Annotated in this window: 15 protein-coding genes; 5 read left to right on the top strand and 10 right to left on the bottom strand. The window is 73.3% G+C overall.

The genetic code is table 11. The annotated features are described in order from the left end of the window. Window positions 1-48 precede the first annotated feature (48 nt). Window positions 49-1,047 (top strand): serine hydrolase, encoded by a 999-nt coding sequence (locus RNB18_RS44135; protein WP_311719782.1) that lies wholly within the window; start codon window positions 49-51, stop codon window positions 1,045-1,047. Window positions 1,048-1,060: 13 nt separating this feature from the next. Here the strand turns inward: RNB18_RS44135 and mycP are convergent, their stop codons facing one another. Further along, on the bottom strand, window positions 1,061-2,245 hold the full coding sequence (gene mycP / locus RNB18_RS44130; protein WP_311719781.1) for a type VII secretion-associated serine protease mycosin: 1,185 nt from the start codon (window positions 2,243-2,245) through the stop codon (window positions 1,061-1,063). Further along, window positions 2,242-4,182, bottom strand: a complete 1,941-nt coding sequence (locus RNB18_RS44125; RefSeq protein ID WP_311719780.1) for a hypothetical protein — start codon at window positions 4,180-4,182, stop codon at window positions 2,242-2,244. Before RNB18_RS44125 ends, mycP begins: the two co-directional genes overlap by 4 nt. 270 nt (window positions 4,183-4,452) lie before the next feature. Between RNB18_RS44125 and RNB18_RS44120 the strand changes: the two genes are divergently transcribed. After that, window positions 4,453-5,655: an amino acid deaminase/aldolase gene (locus RNB18_RS44120; protein WP_311719778.1), complete on the top strand. Its 1,203-nt coding sequence runs from the start codon at window positions 4,453-4,455 to the stop codon at window positions 5,653-5,655. A gap of 1 nt (window position 5,656) precedes the next feature. On the opposite strand, the gene RNB18_RS44115 is transcribed toward RNB18_RS44120, so the two are convergent. From RNB18_RS44115 to RNB18_RS44100, 4 genes are read right to left on the bottom strand one after another with little or no spacing between them, the layout of a single operon-like run. After that, entirely contained in the window at window positions 5,657-6,415 is a 759-nt protein-coding gene (locus RNB18_RS44115; protein WP_311719777.1) for a DUF2510 domain-containing protein, read from the bottom strand. 21 nt (window positions 6,416-6,436) lie between these two features. After that, window positions 6,437-7,219, bottom strand: a complete 783-nt coding sequence (locus tag RNB18_RS44110; RefSeq protein WP_311719776.1) for a 3-oxoacyl-ACP reductase — start codon at window positions 7,217-7,219, stop codon at window positions 6,437-6,439. Further along, entirely contained in the window at window positions 7,216-8,598 is a 1,383-nt protein-coding gene (locus RNB18_RS44105; RefSeq protein ID WP_311719775.1) for an aldehyde dehydrogenase family protein, read from the bottom strand. Before RNB18_RS44105 ends, RNB18_RS44110 begins: the two co-directional genes overlap by 4 nt. An 11-nt stretch (window positions 8,599-8,609) precedes the next feature. Beyond that, window positions 8,610-9,968, bottom strand: coding sequence for a glutamine synthetase family protein (locus tag RNB18_RS44100; RefSeq protein ID WP_311719774.1), 1,359 nt, complete (start codon window positions 9,966-9,968; stop codon window positions 8,610-8,612). 95 nt (window positions 9,969-10,063) lie between these two features. Here RNB18_RS44100 and RNB18_RS44095 point away from each other — a divergent pair, with 95 nt between their 5' ends. Continuing rightward, window positions 10,064-10,801 (top strand): FadR/GntR family transcriptional regulator, encoded by a 738-nt coding sequence (locus RNB18_RS44095; protein ID WP_311719772.1) that lies wholly within the window; start codon window positions 10,064-10,066, stop codon window positions 10,799-10,801. 67 nt (window positions 10,802-10,868) lie between these two features. Further along, window positions 10,869-11,561 carry a gamma-glutamyl-gamma-aminobutyrate hydrolase family protein gene (locus RNB18_RS44090; RefSeq protein ID WP_311719771.1) on the top strand — a complete coding sequence of 231 codons (693 nt, stop codon included), beginning with the start codon at window positions 10,869-10,871 and terminating at the stop codon, window positions 11,559-11,561. Here RNB18_RS44090 and RNB18_RS44085 read toward each other — a convergent pair. Together RNB18_RS44085 and RNB18_RS44080 are read right to left on the bottom strand one after the other, a co-directional pair. Next, window positions 11,458-12,510, bottom strand: coding sequence for a phosphotransferase (locus tag RNB18_RS44085; protein ID WP_311719770.1), 1,053 nt, complete (start codon window positions 12,508-12,510; stop codon window positions 11,458-11,460). The genes RNB18_RS44090 and RNB18_RS44085 overlap by 104 nt on opposite strands. A 65-nt stretch (window positions 12,511-12,575) precedes the next feature. Continuing rightward, a complete protein-coding gene (locus RNB18_RS44080; protein ID WP_311719769.1) occupies window positions 12,576-13,502 on the bottom strand; it encodes a LysR family transcriptional regulator in 927 nt (308 codons plus the stop codon). A 70-nt stretch (window positions 13,503-13,572) separates the two neighbouring features. On the opposite strand from RNB18_RS44080, the gene RNB18_RS44075 reads away from it, so the two are divergent. After that, a complete protein-coding gene (locus RNB18_RS44075; protein WP_311719768.1) occupies window positions 13,573-14,697 on the top strand; it encodes a TDT family transporter in 1,125 nt (374 codons plus the stop codon). Here RNB18_RS44075 and RNB18_RS44070 read toward each other — a convergent pair. Together RNB18_RS44070 and RNB18_RS44065 are read right to left on the bottom strand one after the other, a co-directional pair. After that, on the bottom strand, window positions 14,609-15,325 hold the full coding sequence (locus tag RNB18_RS44070; RefSeq protein WP_311719767.1) for a helical backbone metal receptor: 717 nt from the start codon (window positions 15,323-15,325) through the stop codon (window positions 14,609-14,611). The two genes, RNB18_RS44075 and RNB18_RS44070, sit on opposite strands and share 89 nt — an antisense overlap. Continuing rightward, the gene (locus RNB18_RS44065; RefSeq protein WP_266378847.1) at window positions 15,322-15,891 is read right to left on the bottom strand and encodes a helix-turn-helix domain-containing protein; all 570 of its coding nucleotides are present in this window, start codon (window positions 15,889-15,891) and stop codon (window positions 15,322-15,324) included. Before RNB18_RS44065 ends, RNB18_RS44070 begins: the two co-directional genes overlap by 4 nt. Window positions 15,892-16,009 lie beyond the last annotated feature (118 nt).

Here is a 16,009-nt window from a genome sequence, read left to right as displayed (position 1 = left end):
AACGTCCGTCTAACGGCCCGCACAGTCGGCGGCCCGACGATCAGCGGCATGGAGTCCTCCAGAGCCCCCGGCCGTCGCGTCCGCAGATTCCCCCTGCGGCCTTTGATGTACACCGCGCTCGCCTGTGTCGCCATCGCCGGCGTCACTGCCGGGGGCACCGTGTACGTGAAGGCGCAGGCGCACTCCGGGGGCGGCACCGTATCGTCGGCGCCGATGCCGTCGTTCTCGTCCTCCCCGGCGGCCACGACTGAGGAGGCGGCGGCGGTGACGGAGCCGGTGGTGGATTTCGACGAGCGGCTGTCCGACGCCATGAAGGCGGTGAGGGTGACGGGCGACGAGAAGGTCTCGGCGGCGGTGCTCGACCTGGAGTCGGGCGACAGCACGGTTTACGGCGACGGCGCCTTCGACACGGCGAGCATCGTGAAGGTCGACATCCTCGCGGCGCTGCTGCTCCGGCACCAGGAGGCGGGCACACAGCTCGGCGCGCGGGAGAAGGCGTACGCCACCACGATGATCGAGAACAGCGACAACACCTCGGCGTCGGCGCTGTGGGACCTCATCGGGAAGGCCTCCGGGCTCGACGCCGCCAACAAGAAGTTCGGGCTGACCGGCACGCAGGGCGGCGAGGGGGCGCTGTGGGGGCTGACCCAGACCACGGCGGCCGACCAGCTCACCCTGCTCCAGCAGGTGTTCGGGGACGACTCGGAGCTGAGCGAGACCTCGCGGTCGTACCTTCAGGGGCTCATGGGCCGGATAGAGGCCGACCAGCAGTGGGGTGTGTCGGCCGCGGCCGACGGCTCCGGGTGGGCGCTGAAGAACGGGTGGCTGCCGCGCAGCACGACCGGGCTGTGGGACGTCAACAGCATCGGGCGGGTGACGGTGGACGGCCACAGGTATCTGGTGGCCGTGCTCTCGAAGGGGAGCTCCACACAGGCGAAGGGGATTTCGCTGGTGGAGGCGGCGGCGAAGGCTGCGGTGTCGGTGTTCACGGGAGAGGACGCCTCGGCATCCGCGTCGGCGAACGCCACGAGCGCGGCGGCCCGTTGAGGCTTCGCCCGCCTCAGTAGCCCTCGTAGGACCGGCGGGGGCCCCGGCGGCCGCGCCACAGGACCACCCCGGTGACCAGCAGGGCCACGCCCAGGCCGCCCGCGAGCGGGGCCGCCCAACTGGCCGTGTCGTTCTCCGACTTGGCGGCATCGGGGCCGGAGCCGAAGTACTTCTCGCCGTAGGACGCCGGCTGCAGGCCCTGCGGCTTCAGGCGGGCCGCGGACTTCAGGGCTGCCGCGGGGTCGACGAAGCCGAAGCCGCGGGAGTCGTCGCGGCCGCCCGAGGGGGCGTTGCGGGCCGTGTCCTCCAGGAGCTTCTTGATCTGTGCGGGCGTCAGGTCCGGGTGGGCTGCCTTGACGAGGGCGACCGCGCCCGAGACGAACGCGGAGGCGGCGCTGGTTCCCCAGCCCTCGTAGTACTTGTGGTCGGGGTCGGCGATGACGACGTCGTCACCGGGGGCCGCGACCGTGGCGTACCAGCGGCGGGTGGAGAAGGAGGCGCGGGTGCCGAACTTGTCGACGGCGGTGACGGCGATGACGCCCGGGTACGCGGCCGGGTAGGAGATGTGGTCGCCCTTCTCACCGCCGTTGCCCGCCGAGGCGACGACGACGGCGCCCTTCTTGAGGGCGTACTGGACCGCGTCGTCCTCACCGGCCTCGGGGTGCGCGGAGGCGGAGTCGTCGCCGAGGGAGAGGTTGATGACGTCGGCGCCGTGATCGGCGGCCCAGCGGATGCCCTCGGCCAGGGCGTTGCCGCGGGTGTTGCGGGCCCTGGAGCGGGCCGGGTCGCCGTCCTCCAGGATCACGCGGACGGGGAGGATCTTGGCCTCGGGGGCGATGCCCATGACACCGTCTCCGTTGCCCACGCCGTGTCCGTGACCGGCGATGATGCCGGCCATGGCGGTGCCGTGCCGCGCCCAGGGCCGCTGCCCACGCACGGCTCCGAATCCGATCATGTCCTTGCCGGTGAGGACGTTGCCGACGAGGTCCGGGTGGTCGTTCTCGACGCCGGTGTCCAGGACGGCGACGGTGACGCCCGCGCCCTTCGTGGTCTGCCAGGCCTCCTGGGTGTGCATGGCCTCCAGGGCCCACTGTTTGGCGCGGATGCCGTCGGCGTGCGCGGCGGTGGGCGGGACGAGGGCGACGGAGGCGGCGAGCAGGACGCTCAGGAGACCTGCCCGGCGGGTCGTGACGCTCATGAGGACTGCTCCGGGGGCGAGGTGACGGTCTTGCGCAGGGCGCGTTCGACGCGGTCGGCCAGCCCCTGGGCCTCGTTGCCGAGACCGGCCTGGGCGGCGGGGGTGGTGTCGCCGGACTCCATGGCCTTCTCTGCGGGCTCCGGGGTGTCGACCGTACGGCCGTCCGCCCAGCCGGAGACGGCGAACGCGACCACGGGGGCGTCGGTGAGGACGGAGATCGTCCAGGAGGCCCGCTGCGCCGCACCGAAGTCCGCGGCGAGGGTGTTCTTCGCGGCGTACGGGAGGGGCATCAGGTCGGTGCGGTCGGCCAGGCCGTCGCGGGTGAAGCGGGTGTCGAGTTCGCGCATGGCGGTGGCGTCGGCGTCGGTGAAGAGGAGGCCGACGGTGGTGACGTAGCTCTGGGTGGCGTCCGTGTAGGTGGCGCGCAGGAGGCGTTCGCAGCCGACGGGGGCGAGGGCCTTGCGCAGCAGGGGGTCGAAGGCGTTCGTGCAGCCGCTGTCGGGGGCGACGGCGATCCGCGTCCAGGTGCGGTCGGCTCCGCCGGGCCCGGCGCCCTGGCCGTCCACGTTGGGCGGGAACAGCTGGTCGACGGGCACGCTGTGCCACAGCTCACCGGCCTGGGTGAACCTGTCGCCGCCGCCTTCGTCCCCGGAGTCCCCGGTCAGCCAACTCCCGGTCACGGCACCGCCGATGAGGCCGAGCCCGAGCACGGCGCACGCGGCCACGGCGGCGATCCGGGGAGGAATCCGCACCCACCACGACCGCTCCTTGTAGCCGACCTCGGGCTCACCGAACGACACGACGGGCCGCCCGTTGCCGGGCGTTCCGGCAAGCGGGGGCAGGGGGGCGCTCCAGGAGAGGGCGGGGTCGGGTGCGAGGGAGGTGGCCGCCGATTCTGCGGAGGCGGGGGGTGTGGAGGGCCGGTTGGTGGGCGCCGGGGGCGTTCTCGGCGGACCCGCGGGCGGCGGTGGCACGGTCGGCGGTCCCGAGGGCGTGCGCATCGCAGCGGTGCCCGACGCCTCACGCGTGGGGCGCGGCGGGAATCCGGGGCGGGCGGGCGCACCCGGCCGCGCACCGGTCTGGGGCCCTGCGGCGGCACCCGGACGGTGTGGATCGGCTCCAGGACGACCGGAGCCGGAGCCGGGGCGGGCGTCGGGCACGGGCGGTATGGCGGTGCCGCCGGAAGCCCCCCGCGGGGCGGAGGGCGTGGACGCCGAGCGGGTACGCCCGTCACCATCCGCCGGTCCCGGCGGCACCGGCCGCATCCGGAAGGTCGTCTCGGACGCGCTCTCGGCGGGGGCGGCGGCACGACGCGGGGGCACGGAGGGCTGAGCGCCGGGCCGGGGCGGCACGACACCGGACACCGGCGGTGAACCCTGCGCGGGAACCCCGGGGGTGTTCGGGTCCGGCGCCGGAGGGGTGTCCGGGAAGCGGGCCGAGGCCGGGGGCGGAGGCGGGGTGCTCGAGTTCCGGGGGCCGGATCGGGCGTCGGTGTCGGAGGGGGCCGGGGGCCGCGCGTCGTTGGTCATCGGTATCGGCGGCCGACCGGTGGCACCCGTTGCCTGGGACCGCTCCCCGCCCGGCACGTCGGTCTCCCGTCGCGCGTTCATGTCGCCGCCCGCGTCACCGGGTGCCCGGCGACCGGAGGTGTCCGGACCGCCGGACACCCGTGCGCCGCTCTCCTCGGACCCCTGCCAGTCGAACCCGCCGAACGTCGCCCGACCCTGCGCTTGCGGGCCTCGTCGGGTCCGCTCACCGAACGCCTGCCAGTCGGTGTCCTCGCTCATCCGCCCGCCCGGCTCGACGATCTCCCGCCGGCCCGACTCCTCGGACGGCTCCGAACCCGGCCCGTCCTCGCCCACCGCCGGCGGCTGGGCCGGCCTCGGTGGGGTCGTCGGGCGTGGAGGAACCGAGGCGCGACGTGCTTCGGTGCTCATGCACCCCCCGTTTCCTCATGTCCGGGCCGTTCGGTCGTGCGCGGGCCCTCGTCGGAGTCGCCGGCAGGGAAGACGGCCGTCCGGGCACGCATACCCGCACGGAAGGGCCGGCATCCCGGCGCGGCGGCGACGGGGGGCGTACAGCCCTGCGTGCGTGCGCGTCACTCTACGGGTTGTTCCTGGGCGAACGGGAACCAGTCCACCAGGCCGGGGGCATCTGCCCGGAACGTCCCCCTACCCTGCGGTAATCCTGTCTGGCAGTCTTCGTTCATGACTGCGCGCGCCGCCGACCGGGCCCGTTACGACCGGGCCACCGCCCATCTCGACGCCCCACTCGCGATCGTGGACCTGGACGCCTTCGATGCCAACGCGGACGATCTCGTCCGCCGGGCGGCGGGGAAACCCATCCGCGTCGCCAGCAAGTCCGTGCGGTGCCGGGCACTGCTCGAACGCGTCCTGGCGAAGGACGGATTCGCGGGCATCATGTCCTTCACGCTCGCCGAGTCCCTGTGGCTGGCCCGGGGCGGCTTCGACGACATCCTGCTCGCCTACCCCTCCGCCGACCGCGCCGGATACGCCGAACTCGCCGCCGATCCCAAGCTCGCCGCCGCCGTGACGGTGATGGTCGACGACCCTGCGCAGCTCGCCTTCATCGACGGGGCCCGCGCCGGCGGCACCGAAGTCATCCGGGTCTGCCTGGAGTTGGACACCTCGCTGAAGCTGCTCGGCGGCAAGGTGCGGGTCGGTGCCCGGCGTTCACCGCTGCACTCCCCCACCCAGGTCGCCGACATGGCACGCGCGGTGGCCCGGCGCCCCGGGTTCGAGGTCGTGGGGATCATGGCCTATGAGGGGCACATCGCCGGTGTCGGGGACTCGGTCGCCGGACGGCCGTTGCGTTCCCGGGCCGTCCGGCTGATGCAGGCCACCGCCCGCCGGGAGCTCGCCGAGCGGCGCGCCGCGGTGGTGCGCGCGGTGCGGGCCGTCGTGCCGGACCTGGAGTTCGTCAACGGCGGTGGCACGGGCAGTGTGCAGCACACCGCCGCCGAGGACGCCGTCACGGAGATCGGCGCCGGGTCGGGGCTGTACGTCCCGAGGCTGTTCGACAACTACACGTCCTTCAGCGGACGTCCGGCCGCCCTCTTCGCCCAGCCCGTCGTGCGCAGGCCGGGGGTCGGCGTCGTGACCGTCCTCGGCGGTGGCTACCCGGCCTCCGGCGCGGCCGGACCCGACCGACTGCCGGTGCCGTATCTGCCGGAAGGGCTGAAGTACGACCCGCAGGAGGGGCCCGGCGAGGTGCAGACCCCGCTGCTCGGCTCGCCCGCGGACGATCTGCTGCTCGGCGACAAGGTGTGGTTCCGGCACGCCAAGGCCGGTGAGCTGTGCGAGCGGTTCGAGAGGCTGCACCTGATCGAGGGGGACGCGGTGACGGCGACCGTCCCGACGTACCGCGGGGAAGGCCACACGTTCCTCTAGGTCAACGGCCGACCGACCGGATCCCGTCGGTGATCCGGTCCATGTCGGCGAGCGGCGGCCCGTCAGGACCCGCGTCGAAGGCGAAGCGGACGACGACGGCGTTCCGGGGTCCGCCGGGGGCGGGAGTGAAGACCAGCGACTGGACGTAACCCTCGGATCCCTGGGCCGACTCCACCCGCCAGCGCACCACGTATCCGGTGCATCCGGCGACGGCGACGCGCTCCGATCCGACGACCCGGTGGCTGCGGATGCCGGCGTAGGAACTGTGGGCGGCCTGCGGTATGTCCTTCTTCGCGAGGGATGCCGGGGACGCCCCGGAGTCCGCGGGCAGGGTGCGCGTGAAGACCCTGCCGCCGTCGGTGGTCATCACGACGTTGTCGCGGGTGACGTACTTCGCCGGGACCCAGCCGTCGGGCAACGGCAGGCTGATGCCGTCGAGTTCGTCGACCAGGCGGGACGGGTCCGGGGAGGCCGTGGAAGGCGGGGGCGTCGCGACCGTAGGTGCCGTGTCCGCCACGACGTCGTCGCCGTCGCCCCGGGCGAGGGCGAACGCCCCGCTGACGATCGCGGCGACGAGGACGACCCCCGAGGCCGTCAGGGCTACGGCCTTCGCGCGCCCCGAGGCCCCGCCGGCCGGCCGCGGGGGGCCGGGGCCCTCCGGGGCGCGCCGGTGGTCCGTCCAGGCCGTCCCGTCCCACCAGCGCTCCAGGTGCGGAGCGTCGGGGTCCGGGTACCAGCCGGGCGGGAGCGTCCTGCTCATGGGGGCACTGTAGGGCGAGACCTACTGCGGTGTGACGTACGCCCCCGAGATGCCGCCGTCGACGAGGAAGTCGCTGGCGTTGACGAAGGAGGAGTCGTCGCTGGCCAGGAAGGCGACGGCGGCGGCGATCTCCTCGGCCTCGGCGAACCGGCCGACCGGAATGTGCACGAGGCGGCGTGCGGCCCGCTCGGGGTCCTTGGCGAACAGTTCCTGGAGCAGCGGGGTGTTGACCGGGCCCGGGCACAGGGCGTTCACGCGGATGCCCTCCCGCGCGAACTGCACGCCCAGTTCGCGGGACATGGCGAGCACGCCGCCCTTGGAGGCGGTGTAGGAGATCTGCGAGGTGGCCGCGCCCATCCGGGCCACGAAGGACGCCGTGTTGATGATGGAGCCCTTGCCCTGGCGCCGCATGTAGGGGATCGCCGCCTTGCAGCACAGGTAGACGGAGGTCAGGTTGACCTCCTGGACGCGCTTCCAGGCCTCGAGACCGGTCTCCAGGATGGAGTCGTCGTCGGGCGGGGAGATGCCCGCGTTGTTGAAGGCGACGTCGACACTGCCGTAGGTGTCGTACGCCGTCTTGAACAGGGCCTCGACCTGCTCCGGGTCGGTCACGTCGACCTTGACGAAGAGCCCGCCGACCTCGTCCGCGGCGGCCTTGCCGCGGGTTTCGTCGACGTCGGCGCAGACGACACTGGCGCCCTCCGCAGCGAACCGGCGGGCGGTGGCGAGACCGATGCCGCTGCCGGCTCCGGTGATGACGGCGGTGCGGCCGACGAGTCGACGGCACACGATCTGATCGGTCACTGTGCGGGGCCCTCCGTGCTGATGAAGACGTTCTTGGTTTCGGTGAAGGCGGTCAGGGCGTCCGGGCCGAGCTCGCGGCCGAGTCCGGACTGCTTGTAGCCGCCGAAGGGGGTCCAGTAGCGGACGCTGGAATGGGAGTTGACGGACAGGTTGCCCGCCTTGACCGCGCGGGAGACGCGCAGGGCGCGGCCCAGGTCGCGGGTCCAGAGGGAACCGGAGAGGCCGTACGGGGTGTCGTTGGCGAGCCGGATCGCGTCCTCCTCGTCGGTGAAGGGCAGCAGAACGGCGACCGGGCCGAAGATCTCCTCGCGGGCGGCCTCGGAGTCGGGCGCCTCGCCGGTGAGGACGGTCGGCGCGAACCAGAAGCCGGGCCCGTCGGGCGCGCTGCCGCGCAGTCCGGGTGCGTCGGCGGGGACCAGTGCCCGTACGCGCTCCAGCTGCCGGCGCGAGATCAGCGGGCCCATCTGGGTCTTCTCGTCGGCGGGGTCGCCCACGACCACGGCGTTCACCGCGTCGGCGAGCAGTTCGCGGACCTCGTCGTAGACCGGCTCCTGGACCAGGATCCGGGTGCGGGCGCAGCAGTCCTGGCCGGAGTTGTCGAGGAAGGAGAAGGGGTCGACGGCCGTGCGCAGGTCCGCGTCCGCGAAGACGATGTTGGGGCTCTTGCCGCCGAGTTCGAGGGTGACGGGCTTGACCTGGCGGGCGCAGCCCTCCATGACGGCACGGCCGGTGCCGGTGGAGCCGGTGAACACGATCTTCGCGACGCCGGGGTGCTCGACGAGGGCGGTGCCGGCGACCGGGCCGTGGCCCGGCAGCACCTGGAACAGGCCGTCCGGGAGCCCTGCCTCCAGGGCGAGTTCGGCGAGCCGTAGGGCGGTGAGCGGGGTCGTCTCGGCGGGCTTGAGCACGACGGCGTTGCCGGCGGCGAGCGCGGGGGCCGTACCCCAGGCCGCGATGGGCATGGGGAAGTTCCAGGGCGCGATGACCCCGACGACACCGAGCGGTTCGAGGATCGTGACGTCGAGTCCGCCGGGGACCGGGATCTGGCGGCCGCTCAGCCGCTCCACTCCCCCGGCCGCATAGGCCAGCAGATCACGGACGTTGCCGGCCTCCCAGCGGGCGTTGCCGAGGAGGTGACCGGCCTCGCGGACCTCCAACCGGGCCAGTTCCTCGACGTGTTGGTCGACGACGTCGGCGAACCGGCGCAGCAGCCGGGCCCGGTCGGCGGGCGCGAGCGCGGCCCACTTCGCCTGCGCCTTGGCAGCCCTGGCGACGGCCGCGTCCACGTCGGCCGCGGTGGCGGCGGGGACGGTGGCGACGACCTCCTCGGTGGCCGGGTTGAGGACGATCAGCTCATGCTCGTAGGACGACGGGGACAACGGAGTGCCTCTCACAGACGTTCGAAGGAGCGGCGCAGCTCCCAGTCGGTGACCGCCGCGTCGAAGGCTTCGAGCTCGACGCGGGCCATGTTGCGGTAGTGCGCGACGACCTCGTCGCCGAAGGCGGCCTTGGCGATCGGGCTGTTCTCCCAGAGCTCGGCGGCCTCGCGCAGGGTGGTGGGGACGTGGGCGTACTCGGCGGTGTAGGCGTTGCCGGTACACGCCTCCGGCAGCTCCAGCTTCTGCTCGATGCCGTACAGCCCTGCCGCGACCAGCCCGGCGACCGCGAGGTACGGGTTGACGTCACCGCCGGGCAGCCGGTTCTCGAAGCGCAGGGAGCGGCCGTGGCCCACGACCCGCAGGGCGCAGGTGCGGTTGTCGTGGCCCCATGCCGCAGCCGTGGGGGCGAAGGAGCCCGGCTGGAACCGCTTGTAGGAGTTGATGTTGGGGGCGTAGAGGAGCGAGAAGTCCCTGAGGGCCGCCAGCTGCCCCGCGAGGAAGTACCGCATCACGTCCGACATCCCGTCCGGGCCGGCCATCGCGTTGTTGCCGGCGGCGTCGGCGAGTGAGAGGTGGATGTGGCAGGAGTTGCCCTCGCGCTCGTTGTACTTGGCCATGAAGGTGAGCGACACGCCCTCCTGGGCGGCGATCTCCTTGGCACCGGTCTTGTAGATGGCGTGCTGGTCGCAGGTGACGACGGCCTCGTCGTAGCGGAAGGCGATCTCGTGCTGGCCGGGGTTGCACTCGCCCTTGGCGGACTCGACGGTGAGCCCGGCGGCCGCCATTTCGTTGCGGATACGGCGGAGCAGGGGCTCGATGCGGCCCGTGCCCAGCACCGAGTAGTCGATGTTGTACTGGTTCGCCGGCGTCAGCCCTCGGTAGTTGGCGTCCCAGGCCTGCTCGTAGGTGTCCTTGAAGACGATGAACTCCAGCTCGGTGCCGACCTGGGCGGTGTAGCCGAGCTCGGCGAGCCGCTCCAGCTGGCGGCGCAGGATCTGGCGGGGCGCGGCGACGAGCGGGGAACCGTCCTCCCAGGCGAGATCGGCGACCAGCATGGCCGTACCGGCGTTCCACGGCACGCGGCGCAGGGTGCTCAGGTCGGGGCGCATGGCGAAGTCGCCGTAGCCCCGGTCCCAGGACGACATCGCGTAGCCGTCGACAGTGTTCATCTCGGTGTCGACGGCGAGGAGGTAGTTGCAGCCCTCGGTGCCGTGGTGGAGTACCTCGTCGAGGAAGAAGCGGGCGGCGAACCGCTTGCCCTGGAGCCGGCCCTGCATGTCGGGGAAGGCCAGGACGACGGTGTCGATCTCACCGCTCGCGACGAGGGCATGCAGCTCCTCGACGCCGAGCGGGGGTGTGCGGTCTGCCACGGGAGAGCTCCTTCGGCTGCTGCGCGTTTTTCCGACCGGGCCGGGAGCCATAAGGTATTGCTCTGAACCATTGCTTGGGAAGGGGGCTCGGCCATATGTCGGTGGACGCTGACGGCGGCCCGGACGACCGGTTGACGCCGGTGCTGCGGCCGGTCAGGGCGGGCAACGGCTTCGAGGAGGCGCTGGAGCAGATCCTCCAGGTCGTGCGGCTCGGCCTGGTACCGGGGGGCGGGCGGCTGCCGGCCGAGCGGGAGCTCGCGGAGCGGCTCGGGATCAGCCGGGTGACGCTGCGCGAGGTGCTGAAGGTGCTCCAGGACCAGGGGCTGGTGGAGTCGCGGCGCGGGCGGTACGGCGGCACGTTCGTCCTGCCCCGCGCGCAGGACGCGGTCGGCGAGGAGGAGTTGCGGCGCCGGATCGCCGAGGCGGACATCGAGGACGTGCTGCGCTTCCGGGAGGTCCTTGAAGTGGGCGCGGCGGGTCTGTGCGCGGCGCACGGCCTCACGGACCAGCAGGCGCAGCGGCTGCGCGAGGCCCTGGCGGCCACCCAGGAGGCTCCGCTGGCGGACTACCGGCGCCTGGACACGCTGCTGCACCTCACGCTGGCGGAACTGTGCGGCTCACCCACGCTGACCGCCCAGTACGCGGCGGTACGGGCCTCGGTGAACGACCTCCTGGACTGCATCCCGCTCCTGGTCCGCAACCTGGAGCACTCCCAGCGGCAGCACGCGGCGCTGGTGGATGCGGTGCTGGACGGGGACGCCGACGGGGCCCGGGAGATGATGCGGGAGCACTGCGCGGGGACGGCTGCGCTGCTGCGCGGTTTCCTGGCGTGACCTTGATTCTTGACACCGCCAGGAGCAAAGGTATGGGCGTGGGCCATTGCAAGCCTGGGAGGGCCGTGTGACCGTACGACCGCTGATCGGTGTCAGCACGTATCTGGAGGCCGGCACGCGCTGGGGCCTCTGGGAGCTGGAGGCGGCGCTGCTGCCGGCCGGCTATCCGCGACTCGTCCAACGCGCGGGCGGCCTCGCCGCGATGCTCCCGCCGGACGCCCCGGAGCACGCGGCCGCGACGGTGGCCCGCCTCGACGGTCTGGTCGTCGCGGGCGGCCCGGACGTCGAGCCGGTCCATTACGGCGCCGCCCCCGACCCCCGCACGGGCCCGCCCGCTCGCGCCCGGGACACCTGGGAGCTGGCCCTGATCAGGGCGGCGCTGGCGGCCGGCGTCCCCCTCCTGGGCATCTGCCGCGGCATGCAACTGCTGAACGTCGCCCTCGGCGGCACCCTCGTCCAGCACATCGACGGCCACGCGGAGGTGCCGGGAGTCTTCGGCCACCACCCGGTCAAGCCCGTACCGGGCACGGTGTACGGCGACCTCGCCCCGGAGGAGACCTCCGTACCGACCTACCACCACCAGGCGGTGGACCGCCTCGGCGAGGGCCTCCTGCCGTCCGCGCACGCGCCGGACGGCACGGTGGAGGCCGTCGAACTCACCGGCCCGCCCTGGGTGCTGGGTGTGCAGTGGCATCCGGAGATGGGCACGGACCTGCGGGTGATGCGGGGGCTGGTGGCGGCGGCCGCCAACGCAGGCTGAGCCGCCGCCGGAGCCAGGCCAGGGCCGCGTCGCCCTGTGCCCGCTGGAAGGCCCGGAGGGTGGGAATGCCGGGCGGCGGGGGCAGCAGGGAGTGGTACAGGAAGTAGCCGGTCAGGGCCGCGAGGGCGGTGGTGACGGCGTCCGGGTCGGCGGGCGCGCCCAGCGGATGTGCCGTGAACAGTTCCTCCGGGTCCGGGCCGCCCTGGGCGCGGACGCACGGCAGCATCACCAGCAGGTCGAACCATGCATTGGCACGCAGGGCGTGCGGCCAGTCGACGAACACGGTCCGGCCGGCGTCGGTGAGCAGGATGTTGTCCGCCCGCAGGTCCCCGTGGGCGAGGGTGTCGCCGGAGACGGCCTCGGGCCAGGGGGCGGCGAGTTCGGCGAGCCGGGGCAGATGGGTGGCGGTCCAGGGGCCGAGGTGTTCCGCGAGGCCCTCGTGGTCACCGTCCAGGAGTCGCTGCCAGCCGCCGAAGGTGCGGGCGAGGGCCGTGGCGGCGGACGGGGCGTCGAGCGGGGACGGGGTGAGGGTGCGGCTCAGTTCCGCCACCGCGTCCAGGACGCGCGCCAACTCGGTCTTCTGCCACGGGATGTGGGGCTGGCGGCCGGGGACGTCCTCGTACACGAGGGCCACCCAGGTGCCGTCGTCGTAGGTGCCGAGCAGGCGGGGCGCCGGGACCGTGGCCGGGAGCGCGGCGGTGTTCCGGGCCTCGGTGCGGTGCAGTTCCGGGCTGTCGGGGTTGGTGTCGCCGCTGACGGCCTTGACGAAGGCCCGGTGGCCGGTGGCGGAGCGGACGCGGGTGGCGGCGCCGGGGGAGAATCCGCCGGGTTGGGTGGTGGCGTGGGTGACCCGTCCGCCGAGCACGTCCGCGACGGCGTCGCGTACGACCTCGGGGAGGTCTTCCCACGGGGTGCGGACGCCGGTGGCGGGCGGGGCGGTGGCGGTCATGCGGTTCATGGTGCGGGCCCGCCGGGCCGGTTCGCCAAGGGTTTTCGCCCCCGCGAGGAACCGTCCTACGCCCGCGTCAGCGACAGCAGGTCTCTCGCCGGGCCCACCGGTCGGTGGCCCGTGGGCCACACCGCCCGCAGGTCCCGTGCCAGGGACACCCCCTCCACCGGCACCCGCACCAGGCGGCGCATCGCCAGTTCCTCTCCCACCGCCAGCTCGCTCAGGACCGCCGGACCCGCTCCGCTCACCACCGCCGCCTTCACCGCCGTGGTGGAGGAGAGTTCGATCAGCGGGCGGGCCAGGCCGCCCAGGGCCGTGTCCAGCACCTGCCGGGTGCCCGAGCCCTTCTCACGGAGGATCAGCGGTGTCGCCGCCAGTTCGGTGGAGGCCAGAGGGCGTCGGCGGCGGGCCCACACATGTCCCGGGGCGGTCACCACGATGAGGTGGTCGTGGGCTATCACCACCGAGTCCAGGCCGGGAGGGACCGTCAGGCCCTCCACGAAGCCCAGGTCCGCCTCGTCCGACAGCAACCGCTCCGCCACCGCCGCCGAGTTCCCCGCGTGCAGGGACACCGCCGTGTCCGGCCGCCCGGCACGCAGCGCCAGCAGCCACCCCGGCAGCAGATACTCCGCGATCGTCATGCTCGCCGCCACCCGCAGCCGGGAGTCGCGCCGGACCCGCAACGCCTGCGCCCCCGCGTCGAAGGCCTCCGCCGCCGCCACGATCCGCCGCGCCCAGTCCGTCACCAGCGCCCCGGCGTCCGTGAGCCGGGAGCCGCGGGGCGAGCGGTCGACCAGGGCCACTCCCAACTGCCGTTCCATGGAACGGATCCGGCTGCTCGCCGCCGGCTGGGTGATGCCGACCTCCCGCGCCGCCCCGCCGAGGCTCCCGAGCCGCGCCACGGCCAGCAGCAGCTCCAGCGCCCCGAGATCCGGTACCCGGTGGGCCAGCCCGCCGCCCACCGCCGCCCCTTGCCGATCCACACCGCTCATAAAGACAGCTTATGCCCTCATAGAGCCATACTCCCTGGTCGCGGCCCGTCCCGAACGACACCGTGGAGACATGGTCACCGCCGTCCGTCACCTCGGGCCGAACTGGTACGCCTCCGTCATGGGCACCGCGATCGTCGCCACCGCCGGCGCCGCGCTCCCCGTGCACCTCCCCGGCCTGCGCACGATCTGCGCGGCCGTCTGGCTCCTGTCCCTCGTCCTGCTGCTCACCGTTCTCTGCGCCCGCGCCCTGCACTGGCGCCATCACTGCGACCAGGCCCGCGCCCACCTCCTCGACCCCGCCGTGGCTCCCTTCTACGGCTGCCTCGCCATGGCCCTGCTGGCCGTCGGGGGCGGTGCCCTCACCGTCGGCCGGTACTGGATCGGCACGACCGCCGCGGTCGCCCTCGACGCCGTGCTGTTCACCACCGGTACGGCCGTGGGACTCGCCGCCGCGATCACCGTGCCGTACCTCATGGCCGTACGGCAGAAAGCCGACCCGCGGCAGGCCACACCCGTGTGGCTGCTCCCTCTCGTCGCGCCCATGGTGTCCGCCGCGCTCGGGCCGCTCCTCGTGCCGCATCTCCCGGCCGGTCAGCCGCGCGAGACCCTGCTCCTCGCCTGCTTCGCGATGTTCGGGCTCAGCCTCCTCGCGACCCTGGCCATGCTGCCGCTCGTCTTCGCCCGAATCGTCACCGGCGGGCCGCTCCCCCTCGCCCTCACCCCGACCCTCTTCCTGGTCCTCGGCCCGCTCGGCCAGTCCACCACCGCCGTCGGCAAGTTCGCGGACGTGGCCCCCGGTGTCGTGGCGGCCCCCTACAGCCAGGGTTTCGGCGTTCTCGCGGTGCTGTACGGCGTTCCCGTCATGGGGTTCGCGCTGCTGTGGCTGGGGCTCGCCACCGCGCATGCCGTCCGTGCGCGCCGGCACGGGATGCGTTTCGCGATGACCTGGTGGGCCTTCACCTTCCCCGTCGGCACCTGTGTCACGGGGGCCGAGGCGCTGGCCCGGCACACGGGACTCGTCGTCTACGACTGGCTCGCCGTCGGCCTCTTCATCGCTCTCGTCGCCGCCTGGGCCACCGCCGCCCTGCACACCGCGCGCGGGGTCGTCAGCGGCGCGCTGCTCGCAGGGCCTCGCCCAGCGCGCGTGGCGCCTCTGCCAGTGAGGGTCCGTACCACGTCAGGTGCCGTCCGCTGACGAGTGCGCAGTCCAGGCCGGGGAAGGCCTCCGGGCCGTCCTCGGGGGTGAAGCGGTACGGCTCGTCGGGGAGGACGACCAGGTCCGGTGCCGCCGCCCGCAGCTCCTCCAGCGGGACACGTGGATAGCGGTCCTCGTGGCCGGCGTACACATGGTCCACGCCCAGGCGGGACAGCACATCGCCCGCGAACGTGTCCCGGCCCAGCACCATCCACGGCCGACGCCAGATCGGTACGACGGCGGTCCTGCGGCGCGCGGGGGGCTTGAGCGCCGACCAGGACTCCTCGGCCTCGTCCAGCCAGCGCGGCCGTACGACGCCACACGCCTCGACCACCCGGGCCAGCTCCCGGAAGGCCTGCGGGACGTCCCGGACCTCGGTGACCAGGACCTCCAGACCCGCCTCCCGCAGGGCGGCCAGATCCGGCTCCCGGTTCTCCTCCTCGTTCGCGATCACCAGGTCGGGGGCGAAGGCGGTGATCCGGTCGAGCTTCGGGTTCTTGGTGCCGCCGACGCGGGTGACGTCGAGGTCTGCCGGATGGGTGCACCAATCGGTGGCACCGACCAGGGCGCCCGGTGCCGAGCGGGCGATCGCCTCGGTCAGCGAGGGGACCAGGGAGACGACTCTCACCGCCGGGGCCGGTCCCGGACGGCCTCGATGTGTTCGGCCACGGCGACGACGACCACGCGGGTGTCCGCCACAGTCGCCCGCCAGCGGTGCCGCACCCCGCCGGTGAGGTACAGGGTGTCGCCGCGGCCCAGCCGGTAGGCGCGCCCCTCCGCCTCGACGTCCACCGCGCCGTCGGCGACGTACATCAACTGGTCGTTGCGGTACTGGAATTCACGTCCCGCGTCATGATCACCGGTGAACTCCTGGGCGTGCATCTGGTGGTGACCGCGCACCAGGGAACGCATCCGGGGTGCGTAGTCCGGCTCCGGGCCCTCGGCGTGCACGACGTCGACGCTGCACGCCGGGTCGGCGGCGGCGAGGAGTTCGACGGCGGTGGTGCGCAGGGCGTCGGCGACCTTCTCCAGGGAGCTGCGGCTGGGGCGGGCGCGTTCGTTCTCGATCTGGCTCAGGAAGGGAACCGAGAGGCCGCTGCGCTCGGCCACGACGGCGAGGGTGAGCTCCAGCGCGCGGCGCCTGCGGCGCACGGCCGCGCCGACCCGAAGGGGCTGTTCTTTGTGGTCGCCCATGGCTCCGGCTCCCTCCTCCGCTCGTCGGTCCTGTGACACGTCCCCTGATGAGTTGTCTGCACCCTACGCATGTTCGGCAAACCGTTTCACGCGGCCGTCACATCGATGTCACACGGCG

The sequence above is a fragment of the Streptomyces doebereineriae genome (assembly GCF_031845645.1).
In the GTDB taxonomy this organism is placed as follows: domain Bacteria; phylum Actinomycetota; class Actinomycetes; order Streptomycetales; family Streptomycetaceae; genus Streptomyces; species Streptomyces canus.
The sequence above is the reverse complement of the archived record's forward strand: the minus strand, read 5'-3'. Positions and strand labels throughout refer to the sequence as shown.

Excerpts from the sequence above, each read along its gene's own strand:
- RNB18_RS44135 (WP_311719782.1), top strand. The coding sequence starts at position 49 with ATGGAGTCCTCCAGAGCCCCCGGCCGTCGCGTCCGCAGATTCCCCCTG.
- mycP (WP_311719781.1), bottom strand. The coding sequence starts at position 2,245 with ATGAGCGTCACGACCCGCCGGGCAGGTCTCCTGAGCGTCCTGCTCGCC.
- RNB18_RS44125 (WP_311719780.1), bottom strand. The coding sequence starts at position 4,182 with ATGAGCACCGAAGCACGTCGCGCCTCGGTTCCTCCACGCCCGACGACC.
- RNB18_RS44120 (WP_311719778.1), top strand. The coding sequence starts at position 4,453 with ATGACTGCGCGCGCCGCCGACCGGGCCCGTTACGACCGGGCCACCGCC.
- RNB18_RS44115 (WP_311719777.1), bottom strand. The coding sequence starts at position 6,415 with ATGAGCAGGACGCTCCCGCCCGGCTGGTACCCGGACCCCGACGCTCCG.
- RNB18_RS44095 (WP_311719772.1), top strand. The coding sequence starts at position 10,064 with ATGTCGGTGGACGCTGACGGCGGCCCGGACGACCGGTTGACGCCGGTG.
- RNB18_RS44085 (WP_311719770.1), bottom strand. The coding sequence starts at position 12,510 with ATGACCGCCACCGCCCCGCCCGCCACCGGCGTCCGCACCCCGTGGGAA.
- RNB18_RS44080 (WP_311719769.1), bottom strand. The coding sequence starts at position 13,502 with ATGAGCGGTGTGGATCGGCAAGGGGCGGCGGTGGGCGGCGGGCTGGCC.
- RNB18_RS44075 (WP_311719768.1), top strand. The coding sequence starts at position 13,573 with ATGGTCACCGCCGTCCGTCACCTCGGGCCGAACTGGTACGCCTCCGTC.
- RNB18_RS44065 (WP_266378847.1), bottom strand. The coding sequence starts at position 15,891 with ATGGGCGACCACAAAGAACAGCCCCTTCGGGTCGGCGCGGCCGTGCGC.